Source organism: Gordonia sp. B8661-1, from assembly GCF_059427765.1.
On sequence record NZ_JCAHRL010000001.1, the window covers coordinates 571,466 to 598,421 of the forward strand.

Genomic DNA, 26,956 nt, shown 5'->3' on the forward strand with positions numbered 1-26,956 from the left:
AGCCGTTGTGAGAAAACAGCCGACGGAAAGAAACCATTACCTGGCGTCGATCCGGTCGTCGTCGTTCGGCCTCCTGCTGACACTCGTCGGTATCGGCGTGACAGCGCTGGTGGTCGGCTACGTCCTGATGTTCGTGACTTCCTACGTGGTTCCCGGCCTGGTGCTCGTGGTGACGGTGATCGCGACGGCAATTGCCCTGTCCGCCTGGTCGCTGGTGACCAGCGGGCGGAAACCGCAGCCCGGGCAGGTGCGTCTCTTCGGCGGTGTGCTCGCGGTGACTAGTGACGGTGTGATCGTAGAGGGGCCGCGAACAACTTCCTTCGCCTCATGGGGTGATCTCGGTGCGGCGGCGGCCGGTGGCGAAACGTCGCAACCAGCGGAGGCCGCCTATCCCGGCGAAAGCGCGGCGGCGATCCGCTCTGCGGGACGGATCATCAAGCGCCGGAGTATGATACGGCGATCGGCAATCTGGGCCGATAGTGTCGCGGGTCAACCGGGGACCGTCACGATTCCACTACATGAGTTCGCCCTCGAGAAAGACATCGCCACGGTCATCGCCGCCATCGGTACGCAACTCCCCCATCTGGCTGCCGGCATTGGCGCGGAACTGGGTACCGCCTCCGATTCTCCGAGCTTGTCCGGAGTCCGGCAGGACACGATCGTGGCGGCGACCAACGCTCAAGGCCGCCCGACAACCGCGTCGACCAACGTAGACCTGAGGAAGAACGCCTACATCACGTCTCGTCTACGACATCCGTTCGGCCTCATCGCGATTGCATTGTCCACGGTCACCGTCTTCTTCGTGCTGGGCTACGTGAATGATGAGGTGGATGCCCGCGAGCTGCTCCCTCTGGCCGCGGTCTGGACTCTCGTCGGTGGCTGGTGGCTCGGCCGGGATGAGCTCGTCTGGTTGACGGCCCGCGTCACGCGACTACCGCTGGACCGGATGCGCGCGCTCGGTCGTCACCTGGCCATCACCAGTTACGGCCTCATCCTGGACGAACCGGAGCGGACGACATTCCTGCCATGGTCGGGGGTCCGGACGGTACCGGCATCGCTGCGCCTGCCCAACGACGAACTCGCGGCCTCCGATCCGCGTACATGGGCGAGCGAGTTCACCGGACAGGGTTGCGTTCGGCCTCACCGATTCCGCAACCGGCCGATCGGAGAGTGGTCGCAGATGAGTGGGCTGCCATCCCAGCGGGTGACCGTCGATATTGCACTGTTCACGGAGACCAGCAACTACCGCCAGATACTTCGGACCCTGCGTCGGAGCGTCGCATCGCTGCCGGACGCGGCGGATACGCCGCCCCCGCCCCGCATTCCACCGACGCCACCGAACGGCGTGGCCGAGGTCGAATGGTTTGCCGAATCCTCTCTGACGTCAGTCGGCGGATACCTTCGGAAACTCGCGACCGGTCTACTGATCATCGCGGTGACGTTTGCCGTGATGAACTTCTATCTCTCGATGGATACCGGCGCACTATTCCTCGCACTGGGGATAGTGGTCGTCGTCCTCCTTGCTCTGCGGCCGGTAATGACTGCGTTCTTCACAGCGGTGGGTCTTCCGCCCCGGCAGACACGGTGGATGGGACCACACCTCGCCGTCACATCGGCAGGTCTCATCGTCACCGACAGCACACGGACGGACTTCCTTCCGTGGACCGAAATGCGGGACATCACCCTTGAGCCGATGCCCGCATCCCAGGCCGCCCGCCTGAACCTTCCGTCTCTTCCCCGGCCCTCCATCACCGGCCGGGGGATCAGCAAGGTGCTCGGCGCCTCGTACCTCAGAGTTGTTGGCCGGGTGCCACATTCCGAGGGGCCACCCACCCGCGTGAGCATCGATCCCGGGGCTTTCGTACACACGGGCATACAGTCCGAGGTCACTCGGGTCATGTGGCGCTACCGGCCCGACATCGCCGCACTACTCGGCTATCCACCACCGCTGCGCCAGGTACCCAACAAATGGACGGGCGCACTCACGACATACTCCGCGTCGATAATCGGCCAATCCTCCGGCGGCCGTACGTCTTCCGTCGTGCTCCCGCGGCTCGGCGAGATCTTCATCGACCAGCCGGCGAACCAGCCGATGATCGTGGTGCGCGGTCAGCACATCCCCACCGTGCAGGTCACGGGGACGATGATCACCGTCGGCGACAGCCCCGCACATCTCGTCGCCGTCAGCCGATCGGCCGGTAGCACCGCACAACATCAACTCGTCGTCGTCGATGCAACCGGCAATGCTCTGCTCTTGCGCGCTCCGAACGACGCAACCGTCGCATCCTCGATGCGCGCATACCGCGGCGTTCGGGCGGAGGAACTTCCCCTCCGCGTCTCCCGCCGCACCGACGGATGCGTGGACATCGATATCCCACCCTCATGGAACGGTGAGCTTCTGCCACAAGAAGTGGCTCTCGCGATCGCGCTCGCCGGGATGTTCGGGACTCGCTCGGTACAGCTTCGAAACGCGCCTCAGTCCCTGATTCGGCGATGACCCGCGTCAGGGTTGCAGGCGTTCGGCCTGCCACCCGTTGTCGGTGTGGGTGAGGCGGACGCGGTTGTGGAGGCGGTTGGCGCGGCCCTGCCAGAACTCGACGACCTCGGGAACGAGGCGATAGCCGCCCCAGTCGTCCGGCACCGGAACGTCCTCACCGTCGTCGAAGCCGCCGAAGCGCTCGGCGACCTCCGCGGCACGTGCCTCGAGGTCGGCGCGGCTGCCGATCGGCTGCGACTGCTCCGACGCGTACCCGGACAGCTGGGAGCCGCGCGGACGGTTGTGCCAGTACGAACTCGTCTCCTCCGGACTGACGTGCTCGATGTGACCGCGGAAATGCACCTGACGTTCCAGCGCGATCCACGGAAACGTCACGGATGCACGGGGATTCGCGGCGATCTGCTTGCCCTTGTCGGAGTGGTAGCCGGTGAAGAAGATGATCCCGGCGGCATCGATGCCCTTGCACAGCACGGTGCGGGTGGCGGGTGCGCCATCGGCGTCAACGGTACCGAGCACCATGGCGTTGGGTTCCGGGATGTGCGCGTCGATGCCCTCGCGCAGCCACACGGTGAACAGGTCGAGCCACGGCGGGTCGCCGCGCAGCCAGCTCGGATCGAGGTTCTCGCGCACGCCGTCGGCACCCGCCTCCCGGTCGCCCTCGCCGATGTTCGGCGGGATCCCGCCGCCATATCCGACCCGCATATTCGGCAGGTCAATAGGTTCGTCCACCACCTGCGTGAGGCTACCCGGCGGCCTGGTATTACTCCCCGGTATACCCGGAACGGTGCACTGACCTAAAGTCCTAATCGAGAAGATGCGGTGCGCGGCCGCGCACGGCACGTCGACGTGTCGAGAGGACCACCATGGCGAACAACGTTCCGGAGGATTTCGTCCCCGGGCTCGAGGGCGTGGTGGCCTTCACCACCGACATCGCCGAGCCCGACAAGAACGGCGGCAACCTCCGGTACCGCGGCGTCGACATCGAGGATCTGGTCGAGAACCACGTGACCTTCGCCGACGTGTGGGCACTGCTGGTGGACGGCAAATTCGGCGACGGTCTGCCGCCCGCCGAGCCCTTCCCCCTCCCGATCCACACCGGCGACGTCCGCGTCGACGTCCAGGCCGCACTCGCGATGCTGGCCCCCATCTGGGGTTATGAGCCGCTGCTCGACATCGATGACGCCACCGCCCGCGACAACCTGGCCCGCGCCTCGGTGATGGCCCTCTCGTACGTGGCGCAGTCCGCGCGCGGCATCCATCAGCCCGCGGTACCGCAGCAGCGCATCGACGAATGCGAGACCGTCACCGGCCGGTTCATGACCCGATGGAAGGGCGAGCCCGACCCGCGACACATCCGCGCCATCGACGCCTACTGGGTGAGCGCCGCCGAACACGGCATGAACGCCTCCACCTTCACCGCCCGCGTCATCGCCTCCACCGGCGCCGACGTCGCCGCGTCCCTGTCCGGGGCCATCGGCGCCATGTCCGGGCCGCTGCACGGCGGTGCGCCGGCCCGGGTGCTGCCGATGATCGAGGAGGTCGAACGCACCGACGACCCGCGCGGCCTCGTCAAGGGCATCCTGGATCGCAAGGAGAAGCTCATGGGCTTCGGGCACCGCGTGTACCGGGCCGAGGATCCGCGTGCCCGGGTGCTGCGCCGCACCGCACAGGAACTCGACGCGCCGCGCTACGAGGTCGCCGCCGCCCTCGAGCAGGCCGCGCTGACCGAGCTCCGCGAGCGACGGCCGGACCGGGCGATCGAGACCAACGTCGAGTTCTGGGCGGCCGTGATCCTGGACTTCGCGGAGGTACCGCCGCACATGATGCCCGCGATGTTCACCTGTGGCCGCACCGCCGGCTGGTGTGCCCACATCCTGGAGCAGAAGCGTCTGGGCAAGCTGGTCCGGCCGGCGGCCATCTACACCGGCCCCGCGCCCCGACGACCCGAGGATGTCGACGGCTGGTCGTCGGTGACACCGGCGGGCCGCTGAACACGTTTCAGCACACCCGTTCACACCCCCGGAGATGCCAAGCATTCGAACAGCGGACTGACGACGGCATCCCCGCACCGGTACCGTCGCGGTGATCATTTCCTGACCACGCGCCGTGCCACGACGCCCCGACCCGACGCACCGGAGATGCCGTGACCCATCCCCATGATCCCGCCGGTCGGCCCGGCCACGGCACTCCCCCGTACGGATCGTCGCCGTATCACCCGGCGCCACCGGGCACGTATCCCTACGCGGGCGGGCCCTCCTACGGCGCACCGCCGCAGGGTTATCCGATGCCGGGTTATCCGATGCAGCCCCCCGTACCGGACAAGCGGCCCGGATCAGTCATCGCCGCCGCGGTGGTCCTGATCGTGATGGGGGTCCTCGTCGGGCTGCTGCGTCTCGTCGCGCCACGCAGTCCGATGGGCGAAGGCATGTATGCCGCGGGCCAGATGATCGGCGTCGCCCTCGTTCTGCTGGCCGCGCTGGCCGCGGTGATCACCGGAATTCTGTTGCTCACCATGCGTTCCCGCACCGTGCCGGTGCTCGCGACGATCGCCGCGGTGTTGCTGGTGTTCACCTGTATCGGGGTGGTCGCGACCATCGCGGTGCCGGTCCTGCTGTGGGCTCAGGACGCCGCACGTGCGTGGTTTGCTCCACCACCCGCGAGCGGCCCGTACGGGACTCCGACCTGGTAGCACCGGAACCCGTTCTCCCACACAAATTTCACGTGTGAGGCCCTCCGACCGGATTATCCGGTCGGAGGGCCTCACACGTGAAATTTGTGTGGGCGATCAGTGCATGTCGCGTCTGCGGAAGCCGAGCAGGCCGCCGAGTGTCAGCATCACCGCGATCACCAGCAGGATCAGCACCGGCGTCCAGTTCATCGGCGCCACCGGGACGGCGGGACTGTGCGTGAACGGCGACAGATCGCGAACCCACCCCGGCAGGTCGAACATGCCCGACATCGGACCGAGGAACAGCGCCGCGATCACCAGCAACCAGCCGACCGGAACCAGCGCGGGACGGAAACCGTACAGCAGCAACGCGATCGACGACATCGCGAGTGCCGCCGGGATCTGCGCGAGCGCCGTGGCGAGCGAGTCGCCCACCGACGACCAGTCGCCACCGGCGAGACCATTCCCGACCCCGATGGCCAGAGCCGACAGGATCATCAGCACCACCACGCCGACCATCACCATCGCGACATAGGTGAGGAAATACCGGGTTCGCGAAATCGGTGTGGCGAGCAGCATTTCGGCCCGCGCATCATGTTCCTCGGACCGCATGCGCGTCGCCACGTTCACCGCCCACGCGGAGGCGGCCACCGCGAAGAACGCCAGGATCGTGATCCCGAACAGTGTCGACAAGCTGCCCTGCACCCCCGACTGCCGCAGGATCTTGTCCATCTGCTCGTTGCCCTGTGTCAGATCGTCGATGGACGGTTGCATGAATCCGACGATCAACCCGTACACCACCACACCGGAGACCCAGGAACTCAGCAACGGCATCGTCAGCCTGCTGATCACGGCACCCAGCGAGGACAGTCGTGTACTCGATGCCGGTCCGGGCCGGGGAGCGATCAGCCCCGCCCCCAGATCGCGCCGGGTCACCAGGATTCCGGCCACCACACAACCACCGACGAAGACCCCGAGGGAGGCCAGCGCGTACCAGAAGTTGTTGGCGCCCATCGGATCGATCAGTTGCGCCCACCCCATCGGGGTGATCCACCGGAGCCAGTCCCAGCCGTCGGTCGCGTCGGCCGCACCGCGCAGCAGGTAGCCGACGAGAACCACCGATGCCGCCGTCAGGTTCGCGATGTGCGAGGTCTTCGCGACCTGCGCGGTCACCAGGGCGATACCGGCCGCCGCGAGGGCGGTCGTCGTGTACTGCGCGAAAACCGCTGCCACATCGACGGTGTCGGCGCCCATCGGGTAGAGCACCAGCGACATGCCGAGCCCCACCAGGACACTGAACACGACGACGACCACGGTCGCCGCGGCGATGGGCGCCAGTGGGCCGACGACCGCGGCCCGCACCAGTTCCGCGCGGCCGAGTTCTTCCTCCTTGCGGGTCTGGCGCACCACCAGGAGCACGGCACACACCGCCAGCGCGACAACCATGAACAGTCCGGCACGCCACAACGTCATCGCGGCTGCGGATTCGGTATTCGTCAAGGGGCCCAACAGGAATCGGAAGGCCGCATTGCCGCCCAGCCCGCCTGCGGCGTCGGCGCGCTGCGTGGCCGTGGGATACATACTGTTGATGGAGGCCGCGGTCGACATATTGAGCAGCACGAACACCGCGAGGGTCACCAGCGCGACGAGTCGTTCGCGCCGCATCATCAGCCGGATCAGGACACCGGTTCCGGTGAACTGTTCGGCCACCGGCGATGTCGACTGCATGGGCCTCGTATCGAGGACTGCGGCGGTCATCGCGGCACCCCGGCGATCGATGCGGCTTCCGGCTCGTCCGAGTAGACGTGCATGAACAGCTCTTCCAGGCTCGGCGGTTCCACGGACAGGGAGCGCACCTCGCGGCCGGCGAGGGCACGCGTCAACGCGGTCAGGCCGGTGTCGTCGACGGTGAACGTCGCCGACGGTCCGTCTGCGACGAAGTCGTACACGCCGGGCACCGACGCCAGGTCCGCCACATCACCGGCGCACGTCACCGTGACCCGGGAGCGCCGCAGGTGCCGCAGTTCGGCGAGGGAACCGGACTGCACCGTCCGGCCGGACCGGATGATGGTCACCGTCTCGCACAGCTGTTCCACCTCGGACAGCAGATGGCTCGACATCAGCACGGCCGCACCGGCTTCGGCTCGTTCGCGGACGCACGAGACGAAGACGCTCGTCATGAGCGGGTCGAGTCCGGACGTCGGCTCGTCGAGGATCAGCAGATCGACATCGGTACACAATGCCGCGATGAGGGCCACCTTCTGCCGGTTGCCCTTCGAGTAGGTCGACGACTTCTTGGTCGGGTCCAGTTCGAAGCGTTCGATGAGTTCGGCCTTCGCCGTGGCGGCTTCGGTCCGTCGCCCTCGCAGCGACAGCAGCAGATCGACGCATTCTCCGCCGGTCAATTGAGGCCACAGATTCACGTCGCCTGGCACATAGGCGAGCCTTCGATGGATCGCGACGGCATCGGCCAGCGGATCCTTGCCGAAGACCCGCGCGGTACCACCGTCGAACCGGTAGGTGCCCAACAGGATCCGGATCGCGGTGGACTTCCCCGCTCCGTTGGGGCCGAGAAATCCGGCCACCTCACCGGCATGCACCCGCAGGTCCAGGCCGTCGAGTGCGGTGAACGAACCGAACCGTTTCCGTAATCCCGAAACATCGATCACCACATCATCTTTCGTCGTGTCAACCACGCTCAGCATCTTGGTCCTTTCGGTAATCCAGCACAGCTGTCAGCAGAGAGTCGTCGGCCATCACGCCGTGGACCGCCATCTCCGAGGCGGGCACCATGGTGCGTTCGACGGTGTCGCGCACGATGGCCCCCGCATCCGACCAATCTGCGGGCGGATGCATGACGAGGTCGACGAGAATCGCACCCAGCGATTGCGCGACCAGGTATCGGGCACGGGCGGTCTCGTCGATCGACGGGCGGATCGTGCCGTCGTCGACTCCGGCGCGCAGGATCTCCTCGGTGTCGGCCGCCACGTGCTCCAGCAACCGGCGAGCCATGTCCCCGCCACTCTGCAGGCTGCGGATCAGGTAGACGATCCGCGGCCCCTCCGACTCGACACCGTCGGCCATCGTGAGAATTCCCGACCATCCGCCGGTACCCGCGGCGTCGTCGAGTTTGTCGCGGTTCGCCTGCTTGGTCAGCGCGAGGACATGGTCGTCACATTCGGCGCGCAACGCGGCTTTCGAGCCGAAGTGGTGGATGACCAGGCCGGGACTCACCGCCGCGGCCTCCGCGATCGTCCGCACCGTGGCGCCGAAACCATCACGCGCGAAGACCTCGATCGCCGTGTCACGTAACCGCGCACGGGTCGACCGGTCGTCGGCGAGATCATCGGAGTTATCCGTTAAACGCACGTTCAGTACGTTAAACGCTTGTTCAGTCGATGTCCAGAGCCATCGCCGACGCGGGGCCGTGACTGTAGTGGCCGCCCTCACAGCCTTAGAATTGGCGACCATGAGCGAACCCACCGCTGCCATCACGATTCCCGCCGACCTCCTGCCGTCGGACGGCCGCTTCGGCTGCGGTCCGTCGAAGGTCCGCCCCGAACAGTTGCAGTCCCTCGTCGACACCGGCGCGTCGGTGTTCGGCACCAGCCACCGCCAGGCCCCGGTGAAGAATGTCGTGGGCTCGATCCGCGAGGGCCTCGCCGACTTGTTCTCGCTGCCCGAGGGCTACGAGGTGGTGCTGTCCAACGGTGGCACCACGGCGTTCTGGGATGCGGCGGCCTTCGGCCTCATCCAGCGGCGCTCGCTGCACCTCACCTACGGCGAATTCAGCTCGAAGTTCGCGACGGTTGCCAAGAAGGCCCCGTTCCTCGATTCGCCCGCGGTCATCTCCACCGATCCGGGAACGGCGCCCGATCCCGCGGCCCTGACCGCCGACGACTTCGGTGGCGTCGACCTGATCGGCTGGGCCCACAACGAGACCTCGACCGGCGTGGCCGTGCCCGTCGTCCGTCCCGAGGGCGCCGACGACGCACTCATCGCCATCGACGCCACCTCCGGTGCAGGCGGCCTCCCGGTGAACGTCGCCGATACCGACGTCTACTACTTCGCACCGCAGAAGTCCTTCGCCTCCGACGGCGGCCTGTGGCTGGCCCTGATGAGCCCGAAGGCCCTCGACCGGATCGCGCAGATCGCCCAGACCGATCGCTGGTGCCCCGAGTTCCTGTCGCTGCCGACCGCCGTCGACAACTCGAGCAAGAACCAGACCTACAACACCCCGGCGCTGGCGTCACTGTTGTTGCTGGACAACCAGATCCAGTGGATGCTCGGCAACGGTGGCCTGGACTGGTGCACCGCGCGGACCGCGGACAGCAGCAGCCGCCTGTACGAGTGGGCCGAGGCGAGCGAGTTCGCCACCCCGTTCGTCACCGATCCGGCGCTGCGCAGCCAGGTCGTCGGCACCATCGACTTCGCCGACGACGTCGACGCCGCCGCGGTCGCGAAGACCCTGCGCGCCAACGGAGTGGTCGACACCGAGCCGTACCGCAAGCTGGGCCGCAACCAGCTGCGTATCGGCATGTTCCCGGCGATCGAGCCGGAGGACGTCACCCGCCTGACGCAGTGCATCGATTACGTCGTCGGCAAGCTCTGAGCCGTCTCCCGCTGATCGAGTAGCCACCGAGCCGCCAGGCGAGGAGGCGTATCGAGATCACCCTGTCCGCCGCACGGGAGCCCGGCACCACCGGCCCCTCCGGTACCCTGATCACAGGGGCCACAGGTGCCACACCATCACCTGTGGCCGCACCCGCAACAACGTTGCTGATCTGCGGTTATGCCGCGTGTCCGACGCTGGAATGCGGGCGGGCTGGTCTACCCTGACCCCAATGCCCGCACTCGAGATCACTGGAGGAGGCGCAGATGCGTGAGCTACACGTCGTCGGTGTGGAGGCCGACGGCACCCAGGTGATCTGCCGGGATCCGGAGTCCGGCGAGAAGTACCGGATCGCCGCCGACGAACGACTCCGCGCGGCCGCACGCGGCGACATCTCCCGCCTCGGTCAGATCGAGATCGATATGGAGAGTTCCCTGCGCCCCCGCGAGATCCAGGCACGCATCCGCGCCGGCGCCAGTGTCGCCGAGGTCGCGGCCGCGGCCGGGGTCCCGGTCGACAAGATCGAGCGCTTCGCCCACCCGGTACTGCTCGAACGGTCCCGTGCCGCCGAACTCGCCGCGATGGCCCACCCGATCCGCGAGGACGGACCGGCCGTGGCGACGCTCGGCGAGATGGTCGCCGAGTCGCTGCACGCGCTCGGACAGCCGCAGCGCGATGCCGAGTGGGATGCCTGGAAGGGCGACGACGGCTACTGGGTGGTCCAGGTCAGCTGGCACGTCGGCCGCACCGACAATCACGCGCACTGGCGCTATCTGCCGGGCGGTCACGGCGGCACCGCCGATGCCCTCGACGATCTCGCCGACGAACTGATCCACCCGGAGGCCATCGTCCCGCGCCGGCGGCTCGCCTCGGTGGCCGCACCCGAACTCGCACCGGTGCCCACCAACGCGCCCGCCACGAACCGCGGCGACGGACGCACCGTCGATTCGGTGACCGTCGACGCCGACCGGCTGATCGACGCGCAGCGTGTCCGGAACGGCTCGATTCCGCCGACCCATGACGAATACGGCACCCCGGCCTTCGATTTCGATGCGCCCGACTTCGATACACCCGAGTACGACGAACCGGCCGGACCGCCCGAACAGGTCGCCCGTGGGATCGACCGGGTGACCACCCCGCACGCCGAAGCCCATCCGGGCGACAACGCGGCCCGTCCGGGCAGCGAGGTCGTCGAGGGCCGGGCGTGGAGTCCGGCTCCGAGCGGCCCGCCGCCCGCGCCGGAGGTGCCCACCGAGTCCCATCCGTCGGATCGGCAGCAGGCCTCCTCCGATGCGTCGTCGGCCCCGGACACCACGGGTGCGCCCGCCGACGATCGCGACTCGGCACCGGCACCGAAGTCGCGCCGCAAGTCGCGCAAGCCCGCCGTCCCCGCATGGGAAGACGTCCTGCTCGGCGTCCGAAGCAACGGCAGCAACTGACGACGTGTCGGCTCGCGCAGTCACCGTCTGGTTCATCGACACCGACGACCCGATCGGCGTGTTGTCGGACAACCCGGCCAACGACGTCGTCGCCGCCCAGAAACTGGCCGGCGGCATCTACGGCGACCGGGTCCTGGTGCCCATCGCGGATACGGATCTGAGTTCCGCGGCCGCGGCACAGGATTCACATGTGTACGCCGGCTGGTACGGCCCCCTCGCGGTGATCACCTGTTCGCTCTTCGAGACCGACGAGCCGTCGGCACTGACGCGGACCCTCGCGACCATCCACCCGAGTGCGGCCGCCACCCTCCTGGTGACCGACCCGGAATCATCGCTCGGGGTGTTCGCGCGGTGGGAGAACGGCGAATTGCGGCGCTCCTTCTCCGCTCATCCGGTGGCCATCCACGAGAACCTCGGGTTGCCATATCCGTTCGAGAAGCCGTTCTGGGCGGGCGAACATCCGCTGCGTTACGCCACCGGGGTCGCACCGGAGCCGATGGCACTGCCGTTTCATCCGCAGCAGATCGCGGAGGAGGCCAACCGCGAATGGCTGGGGTTCCGGTTCACCACGCCATTGGCCGAGACCGATCTCGACCCCACCCGCCTGCCGGTGACGGCGTTCGCCATCCATCCCGCGGATTATGTTCCGGGCGAGCAGGATTGGAGCCGGTACCGGGAGAACAACGGGCTCGTCACGGCTCCCCCGCAGCCGCCTGTCCCGAACGGCACCGGCGACCCGGACACGGGCAGGCGCCGCGGGCGGCTCGCCCGGTACTTCGGCTTCTGACGCGAGCCGTTCAGCGTCCCAGCACGAAGAGCGCCACCGACGATCCGGCGCCGGCCAGCAGCCCGATCAGCGTGCCCCAGACGATCCACCGCCACACCGGACGTTCCCGCAGATCCCACAGGGTCCAGCCGATGCCGACGCAGACGATCGCGACGGCCCCCAGTCCGAGCCATCGCTGCAGGCCGCCGATCAACTCGTAGATCCCCACCAGCAGCACCGTCGCGAACAGGGCGAGGGCCGCGGTCACCATCAGTCCCAGCGTCCAAGGGGTGGGTTCACGGGGCACGTCGTGATCGGGATGGCCCGTCTCCGACCACGCCCGCGCGGTGCCCCCGGTCATGGTCATTCCCCCATGCTGCCCGATGAGCGGGCCCGTTCATAGAAGGCGATCGCGGCGGCGGTGGCGACGTTGAGCGAATCGGTGCCGCGACTCATCGGGATGCGGGCGCGCACATCGGTGGCACGCATGGCGCCCTCCGACAGGCCGGGCCCCTCGGCGCCGGCCAGGAAGCCGACCCGCTCCCCGTCGACCGCCTCCGACAGCGGCCGGGAGCCGGGCCCGGGGGTTAGGGAGATCAGCTGGAAGTCCTTGTCCCGCAGCATGTCCAGGCCACGCGGCCAGTCCTCGAAACGTGCGAAGGGCACCAGCAGCGCATGCCCCATGGACACGCGGACGCAGCGGCGGTAGAGCGGGTCGGCACATCCGGCACCGAAGAGCACCGCATCGACGCCGAGTCCGGCCGCGTTGCGGAAGACGCTGCCGATGTTCTCGTGATCGTTGACGCCCTCCAGGATCGCCACGGTGCGGGCGTCCCCGACCAGGTCGGCCACCTCGAGTTCGGCCGGTCGCCGCGCCACCCCGAGCACCCCCCGGTTCAGGTGGAAACCCACGATCCGCGCCATCACGTCGGCGCTCGCCCGATAGAACGGGAGCCCCGCAACCGACGGATCGGTCAGATCGTCGCCGAGTTCGGTCAGCCGCCGTTCCACGCCCAGGAAGGCGTGCGGGGTGAACCGGGACGCGATCATCCGCTGCACCACGAGCACACCCTCGGCGATCACCAGGCCCTTCCCGACGCGGCCGCCGGGCAGGGCCGGAAGGTCGGGGCGACGATCCACCGAGTTCAGATCGCGGAAATCGTCGACGCGCGGGTCGTCGGGATCGTCGATGTCGACGATCTCGACCTGCAGAGTGCTCACCGAATCAGTCTGCCAAGTGAACGATTCGGCACAAATCCCGGGGCGATGGGTGTTTCGTTGTCACGGCTGTGGAAGCCTAGAACGAGTGACGAACGCACAGCCCTCCCACTCGTCTCTCGTACTGTCCCGCGCCACCGACGCCGACTGGCCGGACATCTTCGCGACCGACGCGCGCGCCTTCCTGATGACCGACCCGCTGTCGGAGGCCGAACAGGCCGACATGCGGTCGAAAGTCGACGACGCCGACGTCGTGCTGCTGCGCGATCACGACGGTCCCGCGGACACCCCGCTCGTCGGGGTCTCGATGTTCTACCGCATGACCATGACCGTGCCCGGCGGCGTCGAATCCCCCGCGGCCGGTTTGTCCTGGGTATCGGTGGCCGCCACGCACCGGCGGCGCGGCATCCTGCGGAAGATGATCACCGAACTCTTCGATCAGTGGGAACGCGAGGATCAGGTGTTCGCGATCCTCACCGCCAGTGAGGCCACGATCTACGAGCGCTTCGGGTTCGGGCCTGCCGCCTTCTCCCGCGACCTGTCGATCAACCTGGCGAAGGCCAAGATGCGCAAACGGCCGCATCGCGGAACCGCATCGGTGAACTACGCCTCGCCCGAGGAGATCGCCAAGCACGTGCCGGAGATCCACGCCCGCTGGGCGGCGACCCGGCCGGGCGCACTCGGGCGCTCCGATGCCTGGTGGGCGCCGATCCTCGCGGACCGGAAGTCGCAGCGGCCCGCACAGACGAGCGGCCGGCACTACCTGCTGCACGACGACGGCTACGCCGCCTACCGCATCGACCAGTCGGGCGACGCCCCGGCGGCCGTGGTGGAGGAATTCGTCGCCGTCACCGACGACGCCCACACCGAGCTGTGGCGCGTCATCATCGGACTCGATCTGCTGAGCCATGTGACGGCGGCTGTCCCGGTGGACGATCCGCTGCGCGCCAAGCTGACCGACCACCGCTCGGTGGCGGTCACCGGTGTGAGCGACCGGCTCTGGCTGCGCATCCTCGACGTCCGGCGCGCCCTGGAGATGCGGCGCTACGAACGCGACGGCGAGGTCATACTCGAGATCGACGACGAGTTCCGTGGACGTGGCGGCACCTTCGCGATGCGGATCGTCGACGGCGTCGCGACGGTGACGCCGACCGACGCCGAACCGACGGTCCGCATGGACATCTCGGTGCTCGGTTCGCTGTTCTTGGGCAGCAGTTCGCCCCGGCTCTTCGCGCATGCGGGACGCCTGTGGACGGACGGTCCGGAGACACTCACCGCGCTCGAGCAGATATTCTCCGCCGACTACGCACCGTACGCGGGGACCTTCTTCTGAGCGTCGCGCTCAGCGACGGCCGTTGGGATGTCCTTCGGCCGAGATGATCCGGTTCATCAACGGCAGCGCGGCGGTGAGGGCCGCGCGCTCCTCGGCCGTGAATTCGTCGAGACGAGCGCTGAGCCATTCCTCGCGGGCCTCGTATTCGGCGCGGACGACATCGCGGCCGGATTCGGACAGCGTGACGATCGCCTGCCTGCCGTCGGTCGGATGCGGTTCCCTGCGGATCATGCCCAGGTCGGCGAGCGACGCGATGACCCGCGTCATCGACGGCGGTTGCACACGCTCGGCGGCGGCGAGCGCCCCGGGCGTCATCGGCCCCTCCTGATGCAGGGTGGACAAGGCGGACAACTGGGTGAGCGAGACCACCTTGCTCGCACGCCGACCGCGCAGACAGCGCGCAAGACGAACGATCGTGAGTGACAACTCCCCCGACAGGGTCTCCTCTGAGACTATTGAGTTCACACAGCTAAGAGTAATTCACTTCCACATTCACGCACTACAACCGAGTGGATAGTCGGGACCAAAGTCCCTAACCGACCAGATGCTCGATCGGACCGCGCGCGAAGTACGCGACGAAGACCAGCGACACGATCCACAGCAGCGGATGCACTGACCTGGCTTTTCCGCCCGCAGTCTGCAGAATCACCCAGCTGATGAAGCCGACGCCGATACCGTTCGCGATCGAATAAGTGAACGGCATGACGACGATGGTGAGGAAGGTCGGCAGCGCCACCGAGAACTTCGTGAAGTCCACGGTGCGGATCTGGCCGATCATCATCGCGCCGACGATCACCAGCGCGGGGGCCACCGCCTCCTGCGGCACGACGCTGTACAGCGGCGTGAGGAACATCGCGACCAGGAACAACCCGCCGGTCACCACGTTGGCCAGACCGGTCCGGGCACCTTCGGCGATACCGGATGCGGATTCGACGAAGACCGTGTTCGACGACGACGAGCCGACGCCGCCGGCGATGGCGCCCGCACCCTCGACGACCAGCGCCTTGCCGATGCCCGGCAGGTTGCCCTTCTCGTCGGCCAGGCCGGCCTCCTTGCCGAGGCCGGTCATGGTGCCCATGGCGTCGAAGAAGTTGGACAGCACGAGCGCGAAGACCAGAACCGACGCGGACAGCACACCGATGCGTGTGAACGCGCCGAACAGGTCGACCTCGCCCACCAGGCTCAGATCCGGCAGGCCGCCGAAACTGTCCGGGATGGCGGGCACCGAGAGGCTCCAGCCCTTCGGGTTCTCGACACCCGACCCGAGATCCAGGACCGACTCCAGGATGATCGAGACGACGGTTGTGATGACGATGCCGATGAGCAGGCCGCCGGGCACCTTGCGCACCACCAGGATTCCCATGAGGAGCACACCGAGCGCGAAGATCAGCGTCGGCAGGGTGTTGATGGAATTGTCGGTGCCGAACTGCACCGGCACGGTGGTGTTGGCCGCGTCCGGGATGCGTTTGACGAACCCGGCGTCGACGAAGCCGATGAACGCGATGAAGCAGCCGATGCCCGCCGCGATCGCCGCCTTCAGTTCCGCGGGCACCGCGTTGAACACCGCCGTCCGGAATCCGGTGACCGCGAGCAGCACGATGATGATGCCGTCGACGACCACCAGTCCCATCGCCTCGGGCCAACTCACCTGCGGCGCAATGGAGACCGCGAGCAGACTGTTGATACCCAGACCGGTCGCGATGGCGAACGGATAGTTGGCGATCAGGCCGAAGAGGATGGACATGACGCCGGCGACCAGCGCGGTGACGGCGGCGACCTGAACGATGGGCAGCACATTGCCCAGGACGTCCTCATTCTTCCCGGACCCGGGCAGCCCGCCGATGATGATGGGGTTCAGGACGACGATGTAGGCCATCGTGAAGAACGTGACGAGGCCGCCGCGCACCTCGCGCGACACCGTCGAACCACGTTCGCTGATCTTGAAGAACCGGTCCACGGCGCCCCCGCCGCGTGAACCCCGGTGTTCGGTCGTCCCGGAGTCGGCGACCGGTGTCGCGGGCTCGGAGACGGAGTCGGGATCGTTGTGCACAGTGGAAAGTTACTCTGAGGGCATGACTCCCGCATCCGACATCCCGGAACTCCCGCCGTCGCTGCGCGCACCGGAACCGGTGATCATCGTCGGGATGGCGGCCTTCCTCGTCGCAACCGTCGTGGTGGCCCTCACCGGATGGGGCGGAGGCCGCGCGCTGGCGGTGTGTCTCGTCGGATTGGCCGTCGGTGTTCTGGGCACGACGATCATGCTCATCCAGCGCGCCGCCGTGCGCCGGGGTTCACGGACCGCGCAGCGGGGTCTCGACTGATCCCGGTCGACCCGCCCGGATAAATCTCTGCCGGATAAATCTCTGCCGGGGCCGCGCGAATCGGTCTCCACCGGCGTTCGATCCGCTCACTCGTGACCATCGTGTGAGGCAACGCCGATGTCCCGCTCACCTGTGGGCCTTGACACACGCCGCTGGGTGAATGTACGTTCATTCATCATGAAAGGCGGGTCACATACCCGCACGATCTCACCGAGGAGAAACGTCATGGCCGAGAAGAAGTACGAGGACATCGACTACACCGTCGAGGGCAATGCCGCGATCATCACGATGAATCGCCCGCAGCGCTACAACGCTTTTCGCGCTCAGACGGTCGAGGAGATGATCCACGCGTTCAAGCGCGCGTGGGCCGACTCGCAGGTGCAGGCCGTCATCCTGACCGGCGCGGGCGACAAGGCCTTCTGTACCGGCGGCGACGTCAAGCAGCGCGCCGAGACCGGCGACTACGGACCGTCCGAGAGCGGCATGTTCGAGATCGGCAACCTGCACAAGACGATCCGCGACATCCCGAAGCCGGTCATCGCGGCCGTCAACGGGCTCGCCATCGGCGGCGGCCACGTCCTGCACGTGCTCTGCGACCTCACGATCGCCGCGGACACCGCACGCTTCGGACAGTCCGGCCCCAAGGTCGGTTCCTTCGACGCCGGGTTCGGTTCGGCCTTCCTGGCGCGGATCGTCGGCGAGAAGCGGGCCCGCGAGATCTGGTACCTGTGCCGCCAGTACGACGCCGAGACCGCCGAGCGCTGGGGCCTGGTCAACTGGGTCGTCCCGGCCGCCGACCTGATGGACGAGGCGAAGAAGGTCGCGGCCGAGATCGCCGAGAAGTCACCGACCGCCCTCCGGTTCCTCAAGCAGAGCTTCAACGCCGACACCGACCACCAGGCGGGTCTCTCCAACCTGGCGATGAGCGCTCTCGACCTGTTCACCCACCACACCGAGGAGGGACAGGAGGGCGCCACCGCCTTCTCCGAGAAGCGCATGCCCGAGTTCAACAAGTACGCCGCCATCTGATCCGGCCCACCCACTCCGACATCACGAACGAGGGAAAACCATGAGCTCCACCAGCATTGCCGTCGTCACCGGTGCCGCATCCGGCATCGGGAAGGCCATCGCGCTCGCCTTCGCCGAGCAGGGCACCACGGTCGTCGCCGCCGATCTCGACCTCGACGCCGCCAAGCAGATGGCCGCGGGCAATCCGGCCATCCATCCGATGAAGGTCGACATCGCCGATCGCGCCTCCGTGGACGCGCTGCGCGACGCGGTCGGGGCCGAGATCGGCGTCCCGGACATCCTCGTGAACGCGGCCGGCTGGGATCGCACCGACCAGTTCCTCAACGCCACACCCGAATTCGCCGAGAAGGTGGTGGCCATCAACTACCTGGGCCCGGTGCACATGGCGAGCGCCTTCCTGCCCGGCATGGTGGAGGCGGCGAAGGACGACTCGTGGCCGGGCGGCCGCGTCATCAACCTGGCCTCGGATGCCGGACGCGTCGGCAGCGCGGGTGAGACCATCTACGCCGGCGCCAAGGGCGGCGTCATCGCGCTGTCCAAGTCACTGGCCCGCGAGATGGCCCGGCATCGCATCACGGTCAACGCGGTCTGCCCCGGCCCTACCGACACCCCGCTCTTCCAGGCGCAGCCGGACAAGCTGAAAGAGGCGCTGGTGAAGGCGATTCCGTTCCGGCGGCTCGCCCGTCCCGACGAAGTCGCCGCGCCCGTCCTGTTCTTCGCCTCCCCCGCGGCGTCGTTCATCACCGGTCAGGTGATCAGCGTCAGCGGCGGCCTCACCATGGCCGGCTGACCGGCCAGCGCCCCGAGCACAGGACACGACATGAGTTATTCCTATGACGCCCAGGCGTATCGGGCCTTCTTCGAGAACGAGTTCACCTACCTCAACGGCTTCCGGCGCAACGTGCACCGGTACGCCGGGCAGGTGGCCATGATCGACCCGCTCACCGATACCGAGTGGACCTACGCCCGGCTCGGCGACGCCGTCGACCGCATTGCCACCGGTCTCGCGGAGCAGGGCGTGACCGACGGGGACGTGGTCGCGTACCAGCTGCTCAACGGCCCGGAGTTCGCCCAGCTGTACCTGGCGACCCAGGCCGCGGGCGCAGTCGGTTCGCCGGTCAACTTCCGGCTCGCCGCGGGCGAGACCGCCGTGATCCTCGATGCCAGCAGACCGAAGATCTTCGTCTACGAGACCGAACTGGCCGACGTGGTGCGGGAGGCCATCCGCATCGCCGAGCACACCCCGGAGGTGCTGATCGGCGTCGGCGACGGAGACCTCATCGACGCCCCGCGATCGCTCCGGTTCGACGAACTGACCGCCGCGGCCGCCAATCCGCCCGTCGTCGACCGCGGGGTCTTCGACGAGACCACCCGGCTGTACACCTCCGGTACCACCGGCATGCCGAAAGCGGTGCCGCTGAACAGTGCCATCGAGATCTTCTCCGCGCACGACGTGATCATGCACTTCCCCCTCGCGCCGGAGGACCGCACCCTGAACATGACACCGTGGTTCCACCGCGGCGGATTGTATTGCGCCGGACCGAATCCGACGTTCTACCTGGGATCGTCGCTCGTGCCGATGCGGACCTTCGATCCGGCGACGACGCTCGATTACGTCGAGCGCTACCGTCTCACCTTCCTCATCGGCGCACCGACGAACCTCGCAATGCTGGCCGCCGAGCAGCAGGCACGGCCGCGCGACCTGTCCAGCCTCAACGGCATCGTGACGATGGGCGCACCGCTCGAACGCGAGGCGGCACTGCTGTATCAGCGGGTGCTGACGCCGCGGATCTTCAACGGCTACGGCAGCACCGAGGGCTTCTGGAACACCTTCCTGCGACCGACCGACCTGCCCGATCAGGCCGGCACCGCCGGACGGGCATGTCTCGACGACGAGGTCCGCGTGGTGAAGGTGCACGACGACGGTCACCTCGCCGCGCCGGACGAGATCGTCGCCCGGGACGGCACCGAGGTCGGTGAGGTGATCATCCGGTCTCCCAAATGTGCCGCCGCCTACTACGACTCGCCCGAGCAGGAGAAGGCGAAGTACCGCGGCAGTTGGCTGCACATCGGCGATCTCGCCACCTGGGACACCCAGGAGTTCGTGACCATCGTCGGCCGTAAGGACGACATGCTGATCTCCGGCGGCGAGAACGTGCACCCCGTGCAGGTGGAGGAGGCACTGAACTCCCATCCGTCGGTGGCCGATTCACTGGTCGTCGGTGTGCCCGACGATCAGTGGGGACAGCTCGTGGTGGCCTACATCCTGCCCGTCGAGGGCACCGAACCCACCGCGGAGGAACTCGATGCCTTCTGCCGCGACCATCCTCTGCTCTCGGCGTTCAAGCGTCCCCGCGCCTACCGCTTCATCGACTCCCTCCCGGTCTCGGCAACCGGAAAGAAGTTGCACTACAAGGCATCCGAATCTGCGGTCACGGACATGGCCGCGGGCGACTTCGTCGCCCCCGACACGACCCGAGGAGCGACACGATGAGCGCCGCCACCACGACCACCCCGAAATTCTCCGCACTCGATCCGCTCAATCTCGATCTCGGCTACTCCGACGACGAACTGGCCGTCCGGGATTCGGTCCGCGGATTCCTGGCCGAACATGTCACACCGCACATCGGGCAGTGGTTCGAGGACGGCGGCATCCCGATCGCCCGCGACCTGTTCAAGCAGTTCGGTCAGCTCGGCGTGCTCGGCATGCATCTCGACGGATACGGCTGCGGCGGTGCGAGTTCGGTGCACTACGGACTGGCCAGCCTCGAGCTCGAGGCCTGCGATTCGGGTATCCGGTCGATGGTGTCGGTGCAGGGCTCGCTGGCCATGTTCTCCATCTACAACAACGGCAGCGAGGAACAGAAGGAGCAGTGGCTGCCGTCGATGGCGGCCGGTGACACCGTGGGCTGCTTCGGCCTCACCGAACCGGATGCCGGCAGCGACCCGGCATCGATGAAGACCCGTGCCCGCCGCGACGGCGACGATTGGATTCTCGACGGCCGCAAGATGTGGATCACCAACTCCCCCATCGCCGACGTCGCGGTGGTGTGGGCGCAGACCGAGAACGGCGTCCGCGGTTTCATCGTGCCGACCGACACCCCGGGCGTGAGCACACCGGAGATCAAACACAAACTGTCCCTGCGTGCCTCGACGACCGGCGAGATCGTCCTCGACAACGTCCGTCTCCCCGGCGACGCGCTGATGCCCGGCGACGACAACCTGACGAAGGGCAGCGGTATCAAGGCGCCGCTGTCGAGTCTCACCGAGGCCCGCTACGGCATCATCTGGGGTGCCATCGGCGCGGCCCGCACCGCGTGGGCGGCCGCGGTGGACTATGCCACGCAGCGCACCCAGTTCGGCCGGCCCATTGCGGGTTTTCAGCTCACCCAGGGCAAGATCGCCGACATGGCCGTCGAATTGCAGAAGGGCCAACTGCTCGCGCAGCATCTCGGTCGACTCAAGGACAGCGTCGGGCTGCGCCCCGACCAGGTGAGTTTCGGCAAGCTGAACAACACCCGCGAGGCCATCAAGATCTGCCGTACCGCACGAACCATCTTGGGCGGCAACGGAATCTCGCTGGAGTATCCGGTCATCCGGCACATGGTGAACCTGGAATCGGTCCTCACCTACGAGGGCACCCCCGAAATGCACCAGCTTGTCCTCGGCCAGGCCTTCACCGGCGAGAACGCCTTCCGCTGAAGGTCAACCGCGCCCGGTGAGCCGCTGGTCGAGTAGCCGCGAACGAGCGCAGTGCGCCCGGCAAACCGCTGGTCGAGTAGCCGCGAACGGAGTGAGTGGCGTATCGAGACCACAACACAGAAGGACCGTCATGACCGCATTGACACACGATCCCGAGCACACCCAATTCCGCGACACCGTCACGCGTTTCGTCGCGGAGAAGATCGTTCCCGCCCATGAGAAGTGGGAGGAGGCCGGGCAGTGGGATCGCAGCCTGTTCACCGCCGCCGGCGCGGCCGGACTCATCGGCTTCCCGGTACCCGAGGAATTCGACGGGCCGGGCGTCGACGACTTCCGCTATCACGCCATCGTCATCGAGGAGATCGCGAAAACCGGCGCGGCAGCGGAGGCTATCGCCTTCTCGCTGCAGAACGACGTGGTGCTGCCGTATCTGGTGGAGATGACCACCGACGACCAGAAGGCACGGTGGCTGCCGGGTGTGGTGTCGGGTGAGACGGTCCTCGGCATCGCGATGACCGAACCGGGCGCTGGCAGCGACCTCACCGGCATCCGGACCACCGCGGTCCGCGACGGCGACGACTACATCGTCAACGGCTCGAAGACCTTCATCTCCAACGGGCGCAACGGTGATCTGTTCGTCGTGGCCACCCGCACGTCCCCGGAGAAACACAAGGGACTGACGCTGCTGGTGGTCCCCGCCGACACCCCGGGCTTCGAACGCGGACGCAACCTGGACAAGATCGGGCTGCACGCCCAGGACACCAGCGAACTGTCCTTCCACGATATGCGCGTACCCGTGGCCAATCGGCTCGGCGAGGAGGGGCAGGGCTTCTATCAACTCGTGCACAACCTGCCGCAGGAACGCCTCTCGCTGGCCATCGGCGCGGTCGCGGCGGCAGAGGGAACCTTCGCCCGCACCCTCGACTATGTGAAGGAGCGCACGGCATTCGGGTCCCCGGTGTCGTCGTTCCAGAACACCCAGTTCGTCCTGGCCGAGCTCGCCACCGAACTCGACGTCGCCCGCACCTTCCTGAACGACTGCATCGCCGAACATGTGAACGGCGAACTGACGGCGGCGCGTGCGGCGAAGCTGAAGTGGTGGGCGACCGAGTTGCAGGTGCGGACCGCCGACCGCTGTCTGCAACTCCACGGCGGTTACGGCTACATGCGCGAGTATCCGGTGTCGCGCGCCTTCATCGATGCCCGCATCCAGACCATCTACGGCGGCACGACCGAGATCATGAAGACGATCGTCGCCAAGGATCTGGGCATCTGACAGGATGACTGCCGTGCCCCGCCCCGCTTCCCCACGTGCCGCGACGACGACCTCCGTCGACGTCGCGGAGGCGGTACGCGCCGTCCGGGCCTCGTCGCGACGCCGTCAGCTTCTCGACGCCGCCGTCGCGGTGATGGAACGCACCGGCTTCCACCAGATGTCGATGCAGGCGCTCGCCGACGAGGCGCAGGTGAGTGTGGGCCTGTTCTACAAGTACTTCGGCAGCAAGGAGGACATCCTTCTGGCCGCGATCATCGACATCCTCGAGACCTTCCGCGATCAGCTCCGACCGGCCATGGATCAGGCGGGCGACGACCCGGTGATGCAGTTGATCGCCGGTTTCCGGCAGTACACGACGATCGTCGACGCCAACCGCGACGCAGTGGTCCTCACGTATCGCGAGAGCCGGACACTCGATGCCGCGGGCCGTGATCGCATCAAGGAACTGGAGATCGAGACCGTCGCACCGATGAAGGACGCGGTGACCGCAGGCATGGATGCCGGCCTGATGCGCGACGGGGATGCCGACCTGGTGGTCTTCGACCTGATGATGCTCGCTCACGGCTGGGCGCTGAAGCACTGGCATTTCGCCACGCCCGCGGCCACCGGTGCACAACCGCTCACGCTCGATGGATACATCGCCGCGCAACTGCGGTACACCTTGTCGGCACTGGTCGTCGCGGACAAGCTCGAGGACTACCTCGCCCGGATCTGACCCTGCGGGCAGAATTCGGCGTGCGACAACGCAGTGAGGTCGGGCAGATGTCCCGCACCTGGACATCGACCCGACCTCACGCGAAGCGCATCACCGGCCATCGCAGTGTCACGAGTGACCATCGAACCGCCCCGACCGCGATTCGACCTCCGCTTTGACACCGGACTGCACTTCACCATAAATGTGTGCGCCCGAAAGTAATTCTCTTATACGACGGCCGATTCGGCTAGCGGATTGCATAAAGTAATCAATCCATTCGGCATAGTCCCAGGTCCCGCGCCAACGCGACGCGGACACACACGCCCGATCCCCACATATTCTTCACCAGACAGCGCGTCCGACTGGATAATCCAGTCGGACGCGCTCTGACGTGAAATCCATGTGGGCCGACGATCAGGATTCGGCGATGAGCGCGTTCAACCGGTCGCCGACCATCACCACGGCCTGACCGAGGATCGCGTAGGCCTCGTTGGTGGTCTGCCCGTGGTAGTAGCGGTAGTAGATCTGCTGCGCGATCACCGCGAGCCGGAACAGGCCGAAGACCTCGTACCAGCGCCAGCGTTCCGGGGTCATCTCGAATCCCATGCGCTCGCAGTAGCGTTCGACGAATTCGGCGCGCGTCAGCATGCCCGGGAGGTGTGTCGGGACACGACGGGTCATCTGCATCTGCGGATCGTCGTCGGCCTGCACCCAGTAGGCCATCGACCCGGCGACATCCATCAGCGGATCACCGAGCGTGGCCATCTCCCAGTCCAGGATGCCGATCACGCAGGTGACGTCGTCGGGTGCGAGCACGACGTTGTCGAGTTTGAAGTCGTTGTGGATGACCCGGTTGGCGACATCCTCGGGCTGATGGTCGGCGAGCCAGGCCATCACGGCCTCATAGTCCGGCACGTCCTCGGTGCGGGCGTTCCGGAAGCGCGTCGACCAGCCGTCCACCTGGCGCCCGACGTAACCGAATCCCTTACCGAGATCGGAGAGACCGGCCTGCTCGGGGTCGACCGAATGGAGTTCGACGAGAACGTCGATGAAGTTGAGGCAGAGTTGCCGGGCCTGCTCCTCGGACAGCGGGACCGACGGCGGCCATTCGCGGCCGGGAATCACCCCGTCCAGCCGGCCCATTACATAGAAGTCGGCACCGAGCACCGACTCGTCGTCGCAGAAGGCGATCATCGGCGCGACGTAAGGCAGCACGGGCGCCAGCCGCGACTGAATCCGGTACTCGCGTCCCATGTCGTGCGCGCCGCGGGCCTTGGTACCGCGGGGTGCGCGACGCAGGATCAGATCGCGATCGGGATAGTGCAGCAGATACGTGAGATTCGATGCGCCACCGGAGAACTGACGTACTTCCGGCACCCCGTCCAATCCGGTCGGATCGGCGGCGTTGGCCCGCAGCCACTCCGCCACCGCATCGACGTCGAACGCATCCTCGGCGCGCACCTCACGCGCGCCCGCCACCTGTTCACTCATGCCGCCCGACGTTACCCTCCCCGGCCGGCCCCGATGACCGGCATCGACGAGGCCGTCACACGGACGTCGTCACCGACCGGCTCCGGCGGGTGTACCAGTCGACGATCACTGCGCACACCGCCACCCAGACCGCTCCGATCAGCCAGCCCGCGAGCACATCCGTGGTCCAGTGCACGCCCAGGTAGACCCGGCTGGCACCCACCAGCAGCGTCCACAGCAGCGGGACCACCAGAATCCACCGGTGCGCGCGCACCCAGGCGCTGAGCCGCCAAGCCGCGATGGAGATCAGTCCCGCGGCCACCATGCTCATCATCGCGTGGCCCGAGGGGAACGAATAGGTGTCGATCTGGATCAGTCGGTCGTAGACGGGTGGCCGGTCCCGCGCGAAGACCTGCTTCAGGATGACCATCAGCAGATAGCCACTCAGCATGCCCGCCCCCACCAGAATCGACTCGGTGATCGCGCGCCGGGCGGCGAGTGCCACCACGATCACCACGATGAGGGCCGTCAGGACGACCGTGTTGCCGGTGACGGTGATGACGTGTGCGATGCCCTCGCCCCAGCCGGTACGTGCTTCCACGACCCGATCGGTGACCGCGCGGTCGAATCCGACTCGGGTGGCCACTGTCTCGACCAGCCCCACAGGAGCCGTATCCGGCATGTTCATCGTTCTCACAGTACCGGGCGCCGACGCATCAGCCGCCGGCGAGCTGACGGCCGATGACCAAACGCTGAATCTGGTTGGTGCCCTCGAAGATCTGCGTGATCTTGGCCTCACGCATGTAGCGCTCCACCCGGAAGTCCCGAGTGTATCCGTATCCGCCGAGCACCTGCACCGCGTCGGTGGTCACCTTCATGGCAGCGTCCGTGGCAACGAGTTTCGCGGTCGCGGCCGCGCGGGAGTACGGGCGGCCGGCGTCGCGGCGGCGAGCCGCATCGAGATAGGTGGCCCGGGCGGAGTCCACCGCGGCAGCCATGTCGGCGAGCAGGAAACTCAGCCCCTGATGGTCGATGATCTTGCGGCCGAACGTCGTTCGCTCCTGTGCATACTCGACGGCCGCGTCCAGGGCGGCCTGCGCGAGGCCGGTGGCCACCGCGGCGATGCCGAGCCGACCCGAATCGAGCGCGGAGAACGCGATGCTCAGGCCCTGGCCCTCGGCACCGAGCAGTCGGTCGGCGTCGACGAGCGCGTCGTCGTAGGAGGCCGACGTGGTGGGGACGGCGTGGAGGCCCATCTTCTCCTCCGGCTTGCCGAAGGTCAGGCCGTCGGTGTCGCGCGGGACGAACAGGCAGCTGATGCCCTTCGACCCCTCGCCGGTCCGGACGAAGACGTTGTAGACGTCGGCGATGCCGCCGTGGGTGATCCACGCCTTGGAACCCGTGACGCGGTAGCCGTCCTCGCCCGCGACGGCACGGCAGGCCAGCGCTGCGGCGTCGGAACCGGCCTGCGGCTCGGACAGGCTGTAGGCGCCGACGAGCCGGCCGTTGAGGAGATCCGGCAGCCAGCGCTGCTTCTGATCGTCGGTGCCGTAGTGGAACAGCGGGTGGCAGGCCAGTCCGTGCACGCTCACGGCGACGGCGACGGACGCCCATCGTGCGCCCAGTTCTTCGAGCACCTGGAGATAGACCTCGTAGGGTTGTCCGCCGCCGTCCCACTCCTCCGGATACGGCAGCCCGAGGAGGCCTGCCTCCCCCATCTCGGCGAACAGACCGTCGGGGTAGGTGGCGTTCTTCTCGTGGTCATCGACGATGGGGAGGAATCGTTTGTCGGCGAACTCCCTGGTCAGCTCGATGAGATCGGCGGCTTCTGAACTCGGGAGCAGACGGTCGACGGCCATTGCGGTACCTCTCGCGGTGCGGCGAACGAAACAGTGCCAACGTATCGCACGCCGCAATCCCACCGGGTCTCG

The 26,956-nt window shown here is 67.3% G+C and carries 25 protein-coding genes; 14 read left to right on the plus strand and 11 right to left on the minus strand.

Going from position 1 to position 26,956, the window contains the following annotated elements:
- Nucleotides 1-7 precede the first annotated feature (7 nt).
- On the plus strand, nucleotides 8-2,497 hold the full coding sequence (locus tag AC4JJG_RS02660) for a hypothetical protein (RefSeq protein WP_495399076.1): 2,490 nt from the start codon (nucleotides 8-10) through the stop codon (nucleotides 2,495-2,497).
- 6 nt (nucleotides 2,498-2,503) lie between these two features.
- On the opposite strand, the gene pdxH is transcribed toward AC4JJG_RS02660, so the two are convergent.
- The gene (gene pdxH / locus AC4JJG_RS02665; RefSeq protein ID WP_495399612.1) at nucleotides 2,504-3,199 is read right to left on the minus strand and encodes a pyridoxamine 5'-phosphate oxidase; all 696 of its coding nucleotides are present in this window, start codon (nucleotides 3,197-3,199) and stop codon (nucleotides 2,504-2,506) included.
- Nucleotides 3,200-3,360: 161 nt separating this feature from the next.
- Between pdxH and AC4JJG_RS02670 the strand changes: the two genes are divergently transcribed.
- Together AC4JJG_RS02670 and AC4JJG_RS02675 are read left to right on the plus strand one after the other, a co-directional pair.
- Nucleotides 3,361-4,488 carry a citrate synthase 2 gene (locus tag AC4JJG_RS02670; RefSeq protein ID WP_495399075.1) on the plus strand — a complete coding sequence of 376 codons (1,128 nt, stop codon included), beginning with the start codon at nucleotides 3,361-3,363 and terminating at the stop codon, nucleotides 4,486-4,488.
- Nucleotides 4,489-4,640: 152 nt separating this feature from the next.
- Entirely contained in the window at nucleotides 4,641-5,186 is a 546-nt protein-coding gene (locus AC4JJG_RS02675; RefSeq protein WP_495399074.1) for a hypothetical protein, read from the plus strand.
- A 96-nt stretch (nucleotides 5,187-5,282) separates the two neighbouring features.
- Here the strand turns inward: AC4JJG_RS02675 and AC4JJG_RS02680 are convergent, their stop codons facing one another.
- The 3 genes from AC4JJG_RS02680 to AC4JJG_RS02690 are packed head-to-tail and all read right to left on the minus strand — an operon-like array spanning nucleotide 5,283 to nucleotide 8,534.
- Complete coding sequence (locus AC4JJG_RS02680) at nucleotides 5,283-6,923, minus strand: ABC transporter permease (protein ID WP_495399073.1); 1,641 nt, start codon at nucleotides 6,921-6,923, stop codon at nucleotides 5,283-5,285.
- Nucleotides 6,920-7,861, minus strand: a complete 942-nt coding sequence (locus tag AC4JJG_RS02685) for an ABC transporter ATP-binding protein (RefSeq protein ID WP_495399072.1) — start codon at nucleotides 7,859-7,861, stop codon at nucleotides 6,920-6,922. The genes AC4JJG_RS02680 and AC4JJG_RS02685 overlap by 4 nt, the downstream gene beginning before the upstream one ends.
- Nucleotides 7,854-8,534 carry a TetR/AcrR family transcriptional regulator gene (locus AC4JJG_RS02690; protein WP_495399071.1) on the minus strand — a complete coding sequence of 227 codons (681 nt, stop codon included), beginning with the start codon at nucleotides 8,532-8,534 and terminating at the stop codon, nucleotides 7,854-7,856. The genes AC4JJG_RS02685 and AC4JJG_RS02690 overlap by 8 nt, the downstream gene beginning before the upstream one ends.
- A gap of 100 nt (nucleotides 8,535-8,634) precedes the next feature.
- Here AC4JJG_RS02690 and serC point away from each other — a divergent pair, with 100 nt between their 5' ends.
- The 3 genes from serC (at nucleotide 8,635) to AC4JJG_RS02705 (ending at nucleotide 12,003) form a co-directional block, all read left to right on the plus strand.
- The gene (gene serC, locus AC4JJG_RS02695; RefSeq protein WP_495399070.1) at nucleotides 8,635-9,777 is read left to right on the plus strand and encodes a phosphoserine transaminase; all 1,143 of its coding nucleotides are present in this window, start codon (nucleotides 8,635-8,637) and stop codon (nucleotides 9,775-9,777) included.
- Nucleotides 9,778-10,043: 266 nt separating this feature from the next.
- Complete coding sequence (gene sepH, locus AC4JJG_RS02700; protein ID WP_495399069.1) at nucleotides 10,044-11,216, plus strand: septation protein SepH; 1,173 nt, start codon at nucleotides 10,044-10,046, stop codon at nucleotides 11,214-11,216.
- A 4-nt stretch (nucleotides 11,217-11,220) separates the two neighbouring features.
- Complete coding sequence (locus tag AC4JJG_RS02705) at nucleotides 11,221-12,003, plus strand: DUF6928 family protein (protein ID WP_495399068.1); 783 nt, start codon at nucleotides 11,221-11,223, stop codon at nucleotides 12,001-12,003.
- 10 nt (nucleotides 12,004-12,013) lie between these two features.
- On the opposite strand, the gene AC4JJG_RS02710 is transcribed toward AC4JJG_RS02705, so the two are convergent.
- Together AC4JJG_RS02710 and AC4JJG_RS02715 are read right to left on the minus strand one after the other, a co-directional pair.
- Complete coding sequence (locus AC4JJG_RS02710) at nucleotides 12,014-12,349, minus strand: DUF2537 domain-containing protein (RefSeq protein WP_495399067.1); 336 nt, start codon at nucleotides 12,347-12,349, stop codon at nucleotides 12,014-12,016.
- On the minus strand, nucleotides 12,346-13,203 hold the full coding sequence (locus tag AC4JJG_RS02715; protein ID WP_495399066.1) for a TrmH family RNA methyltransferase: 858 nt from the start codon (nucleotides 13,201-13,203) through the stop codon (nucleotides 12,346-12,348). Before AC4JJG_RS02715 ends, AC4JJG_RS02710 begins: the two co-directional genes overlap by 4 nt.
- Nucleotides 13,204-13,288: 85 nt before the next feature.
- Here AC4JJG_RS02715 and AC4JJG_RS02720 point away from each other — a divergent pair, with 85 nt between their 5' ends.
- Complete coding sequence (locus AC4JJG_RS02720; protein ID WP_495399065.1) at nucleotides 13,289-14,533, plus strand: GNAT family N-acetyltransferase; 1,245 nt, start codon at nucleotides 13,289-13,291, stop codon at nucleotides 14,531-14,533.
- A gap of 9 nt (nucleotides 14,534-14,542) precedes the next feature.
- Here AC4JJG_RS02720 and AC4JJG_RS02725 read toward each other — a convergent pair whose 3' ends face one another.
- Nucleotides 14,543-14,998: a MarR family transcriptional regulator gene (locus tag AC4JJG_RS02725; protein WP_495399064.1), complete on the minus strand. Its 456-nt coding sequence runs from the start codon at nucleotides 14,996-14,998 to the stop codon at nucleotides 14,543-14,545.
- A gap of 67 nt (nucleotides 14,999-15,065) precedes the next feature.
- Nucleotides 15,066-16,490 (minus strand): NCS2 family permease, encoded by a 1,425-nt coding sequence (locus tag AC4JJG_RS02730; protein ID WP_495399611.1) that lies wholly within the window; start codon nucleotides 16,488-16,490, stop codon nucleotides 15,066-15,068.
- Between the two features lie 115 nt (nucleotides 16,491-16,605).
- Between AC4JJG_RS02730 and AC4JJG_RS02735 the strand changes: the two genes are divergently transcribed.
- The 7 genes from AC4JJG_RS02735 (at nucleotide 16,606) to AC4JJG_RS02765 (ending at nucleotide 23,576) form a co-directional block, all read left to right on the plus strand.
- Nucleotides 16,606-16,854 (plus strand): DUF2530 domain-containing protein, encoded by a 249-nt coding sequence (locus tag AC4JJG_RS02735; RefSeq protein WP_495399063.1) that lies wholly within the window; start codon nucleotides 16,606-16,608, stop codon nucleotides 16,852-16,854.
- Nucleotides 16,855-17,079: 225 nt separating this feature from the next.
- Entirely contained in the window at nucleotides 17,080-17,883 is an 804-nt protein-coding gene (locus AC4JJG_RS02740) for an enoyl-CoA hydratase-related protein (RefSeq protein WP_495399062.1), read from the plus strand.
- Nucleotides 17,884-17,923: 40 nt separating this feature from the next.
- The gene (locus AC4JJG_RS02745; RefSeq protein WP_495399061.1) at nucleotides 17,924-18,673 is read left to right on the plus strand and encodes an SDR family NAD(P)-dependent oxidoreductase; all 750 of its coding nucleotides are present in this window, start codon (nucleotides 17,924-17,926) and stop codon (nucleotides 18,671-18,673) included.
- A gap of 30 nt (nucleotides 18,674-18,703) precedes the next feature.
- Nucleotides 18,704-20,377: a class I adenylate-forming enzyme family protein gene (locus AC4JJG_RS02750; protein ID WP_495399060.1), complete on the plus strand. Its 1,674-nt coding sequence runs from the start codon at nucleotides 18,704-18,706 to the stop codon at nucleotides 20,375-20,377.
- Entirely contained in the window at nucleotides 20,374-21,585 is a 1,212-nt protein-coding gene (locus tag AC4JJG_RS02755; protein WP_495399059.1) for an acyl-CoA dehydrogenase family protein, read from the plus strand. Before AC4JJG_RS02750 ends, AC4JJG_RS02755 begins: the two co-directional genes overlap by 4 nt.
- A gap of 130 nt (nucleotides 21,586-21,715) precedes the next feature.
- A complete protein-coding gene (locus AC4JJG_RS02760; RefSeq protein WP_495399058.1) occupies nucleotides 21,716-22,861 on the plus strand; it encodes an acyl-CoA dehydrogenase family protein in 1,146 nt (381 codons plus the stop codon).
- A 13-nt stretch (nucleotides 22,862-22,874) separates the two neighbouring features.
- Nucleotides 22,875-23,576 (plus strand): TetR/AcrR family transcriptional regulator, encoded by a 702-nt coding sequence (locus tag AC4JJG_RS02765; RefSeq protein WP_495399057.1) that lies wholly within the window; start codon nucleotides 22,875-22,877, stop codon nucleotides 23,574-23,576.
- A 393-nt stretch (nucleotides 23,577-23,969) separates the two neighbouring features.
- Here AC4JJG_RS02765 and AC4JJG_RS02770 read toward each other — a convergent pair whose 3' ends face one another.
- From AC4JJG_RS02770 to AC4JJG_RS02780, 3 genes are read right to left on the minus strand one after another with little or no spacing between them, the layout of a single operon-like run.
- Nucleotides 23,970-25,046 carry a phosphotransferase family protein gene (locus AC4JJG_RS02770; RefSeq protein WP_495399056.1) on the minus strand — a complete coding sequence of 359 codons (1,077 nt, stop codon included), beginning with the start codon at nucleotides 25,044-25,046 and terminating at the stop codon, nucleotides 23,970-23,972.
- A 55-nt stretch (nucleotides 25,047-25,101) separates the two neighbouring features.
- On the minus strand, nucleotides 25,102-25,713 hold the full coding sequence (locus AC4JJG_RS02775) for a phosphatase PAP2 family protein (protein ID WP_495399055.1): 612 nt from the start codon (nucleotides 25,711-25,713) through the stop codon (nucleotides 25,102-25,104).
- A gap of 28 nt (nucleotides 25,714-25,741) precedes the next feature.
- Nucleotides 25,742-26,884 (minus strand): acyl-CoA dehydrogenase family protein, encoded by a 1,143-nt coding sequence (locus tag AC4JJG_RS02780; RefSeq protein WP_495399054.1) that lies wholly within the window; start codon nucleotides 26,882-26,884, stop codon nucleotides 25,742-25,744.
- Nucleotides 26,885-26,956: the final 72 nt, after the last annotated feature.

Coding starts and splice junctions, on each gene's coding strand:
- pdxH (WP_495399612.1), bottom strand. CDS start 3,199: ATGCGGGTCGGATATGGCGGCGGGATCCCGCCGAACATCGGCGAGGGC.
- AC4JJG_RS02745 (WP_495399061.1), top strand. CDS start 17,924: ATGAGCTCCACCAGCATTGCCGTCGTCACCGGTGCCGCATCCGGCATC.
- AC4JJG_RS02710 (WP_495399067.1), bottom strand. CDS start 12,349: ATGACCATGACCGGGGGCACCGCGCGGGCGTGGTCGGAGACGGGCCAT.
- AC4JJG_RS02775 (WP_495399055.1), bottom strand. CDS start 25,713: ATGAACATGCCGGATACGGCTCCTGTGGGGCTGGTCGAGACAGTGGCC.
- AC4JJG_RS02770 (WP_495399056.1), bottom strand. CDS start 25,046: ATGAGTGAACAGGTGGCGGGCGCGCGTGAGGTGCGCGCCGAGGATGCG.
- AC4JJG_RS02780 (WP_495399054.1), bottom strand. CDS start 26,884: ATGGCCGTCGACCGTCTGCTCCCGAGTTCAGAAGCCGCCGATCTCATC.
- AC4JJG_RS02740 (WP_495399062.1), top strand. CDS start 17,080: ATGGCCGAGAAGAAGTACGAGGACATCGACTACACCGTCGAGGGCAAT.
- AC4JJG_RS02750 (WP_495399060.1), top strand. CDS start 18,704: ATGAGTTATTCCTATGACGCCCAGGCGTATCGGGCCTTCTTCGAGAAC.
- AC4JJG_RS02735 (WP_495399063.1), top strand. CDS start 16,606: ATGACTCCCGCATCCGACATCCCGGAACTCCCGCCGTCGCTGCGCGCA.
- AC4JJG_RS02680 (WP_495399073.1), bottom strand. CDS start 6,923: ATGACCGCCGCAGTCCTCGATACGAGGCCCATGCAGTCGACATCGCCG.
- AC4JJG_RS02755 (WP_495399059.1), top strand. CDS start 20,374: ATGAGCGCCGCCACCACGACCACCCCGAAATTCTCCGCACTCGATCCG.
- AC4JJG_RS02760 (WP_495399058.1), top strand. CDS start 21,716: ATGACCGCATTGACACACGATCCCGAGCACACCCAATTCCGCGACACC.
- AC4JJG_RS02670 (WP_495399075.1), top strand. CDS start 3,361: ATGGCGAACAACGTTCCGGAGGATTTCGTCCCCGGGCTCGAGGGCGTG.
- sepH (WP_495399069.1), top strand. CDS start 10,044: ATGCGTGAGCTACACGTCGTCGGTGTGGAGGCCGACGGCACCCAGGTG.
- serC (WP_495399070.1), top strand. CDS start 8,635: ATGAGCGAACCCACCGCTGCCATCACGATTCCCGCCGACCTCCTGCCG.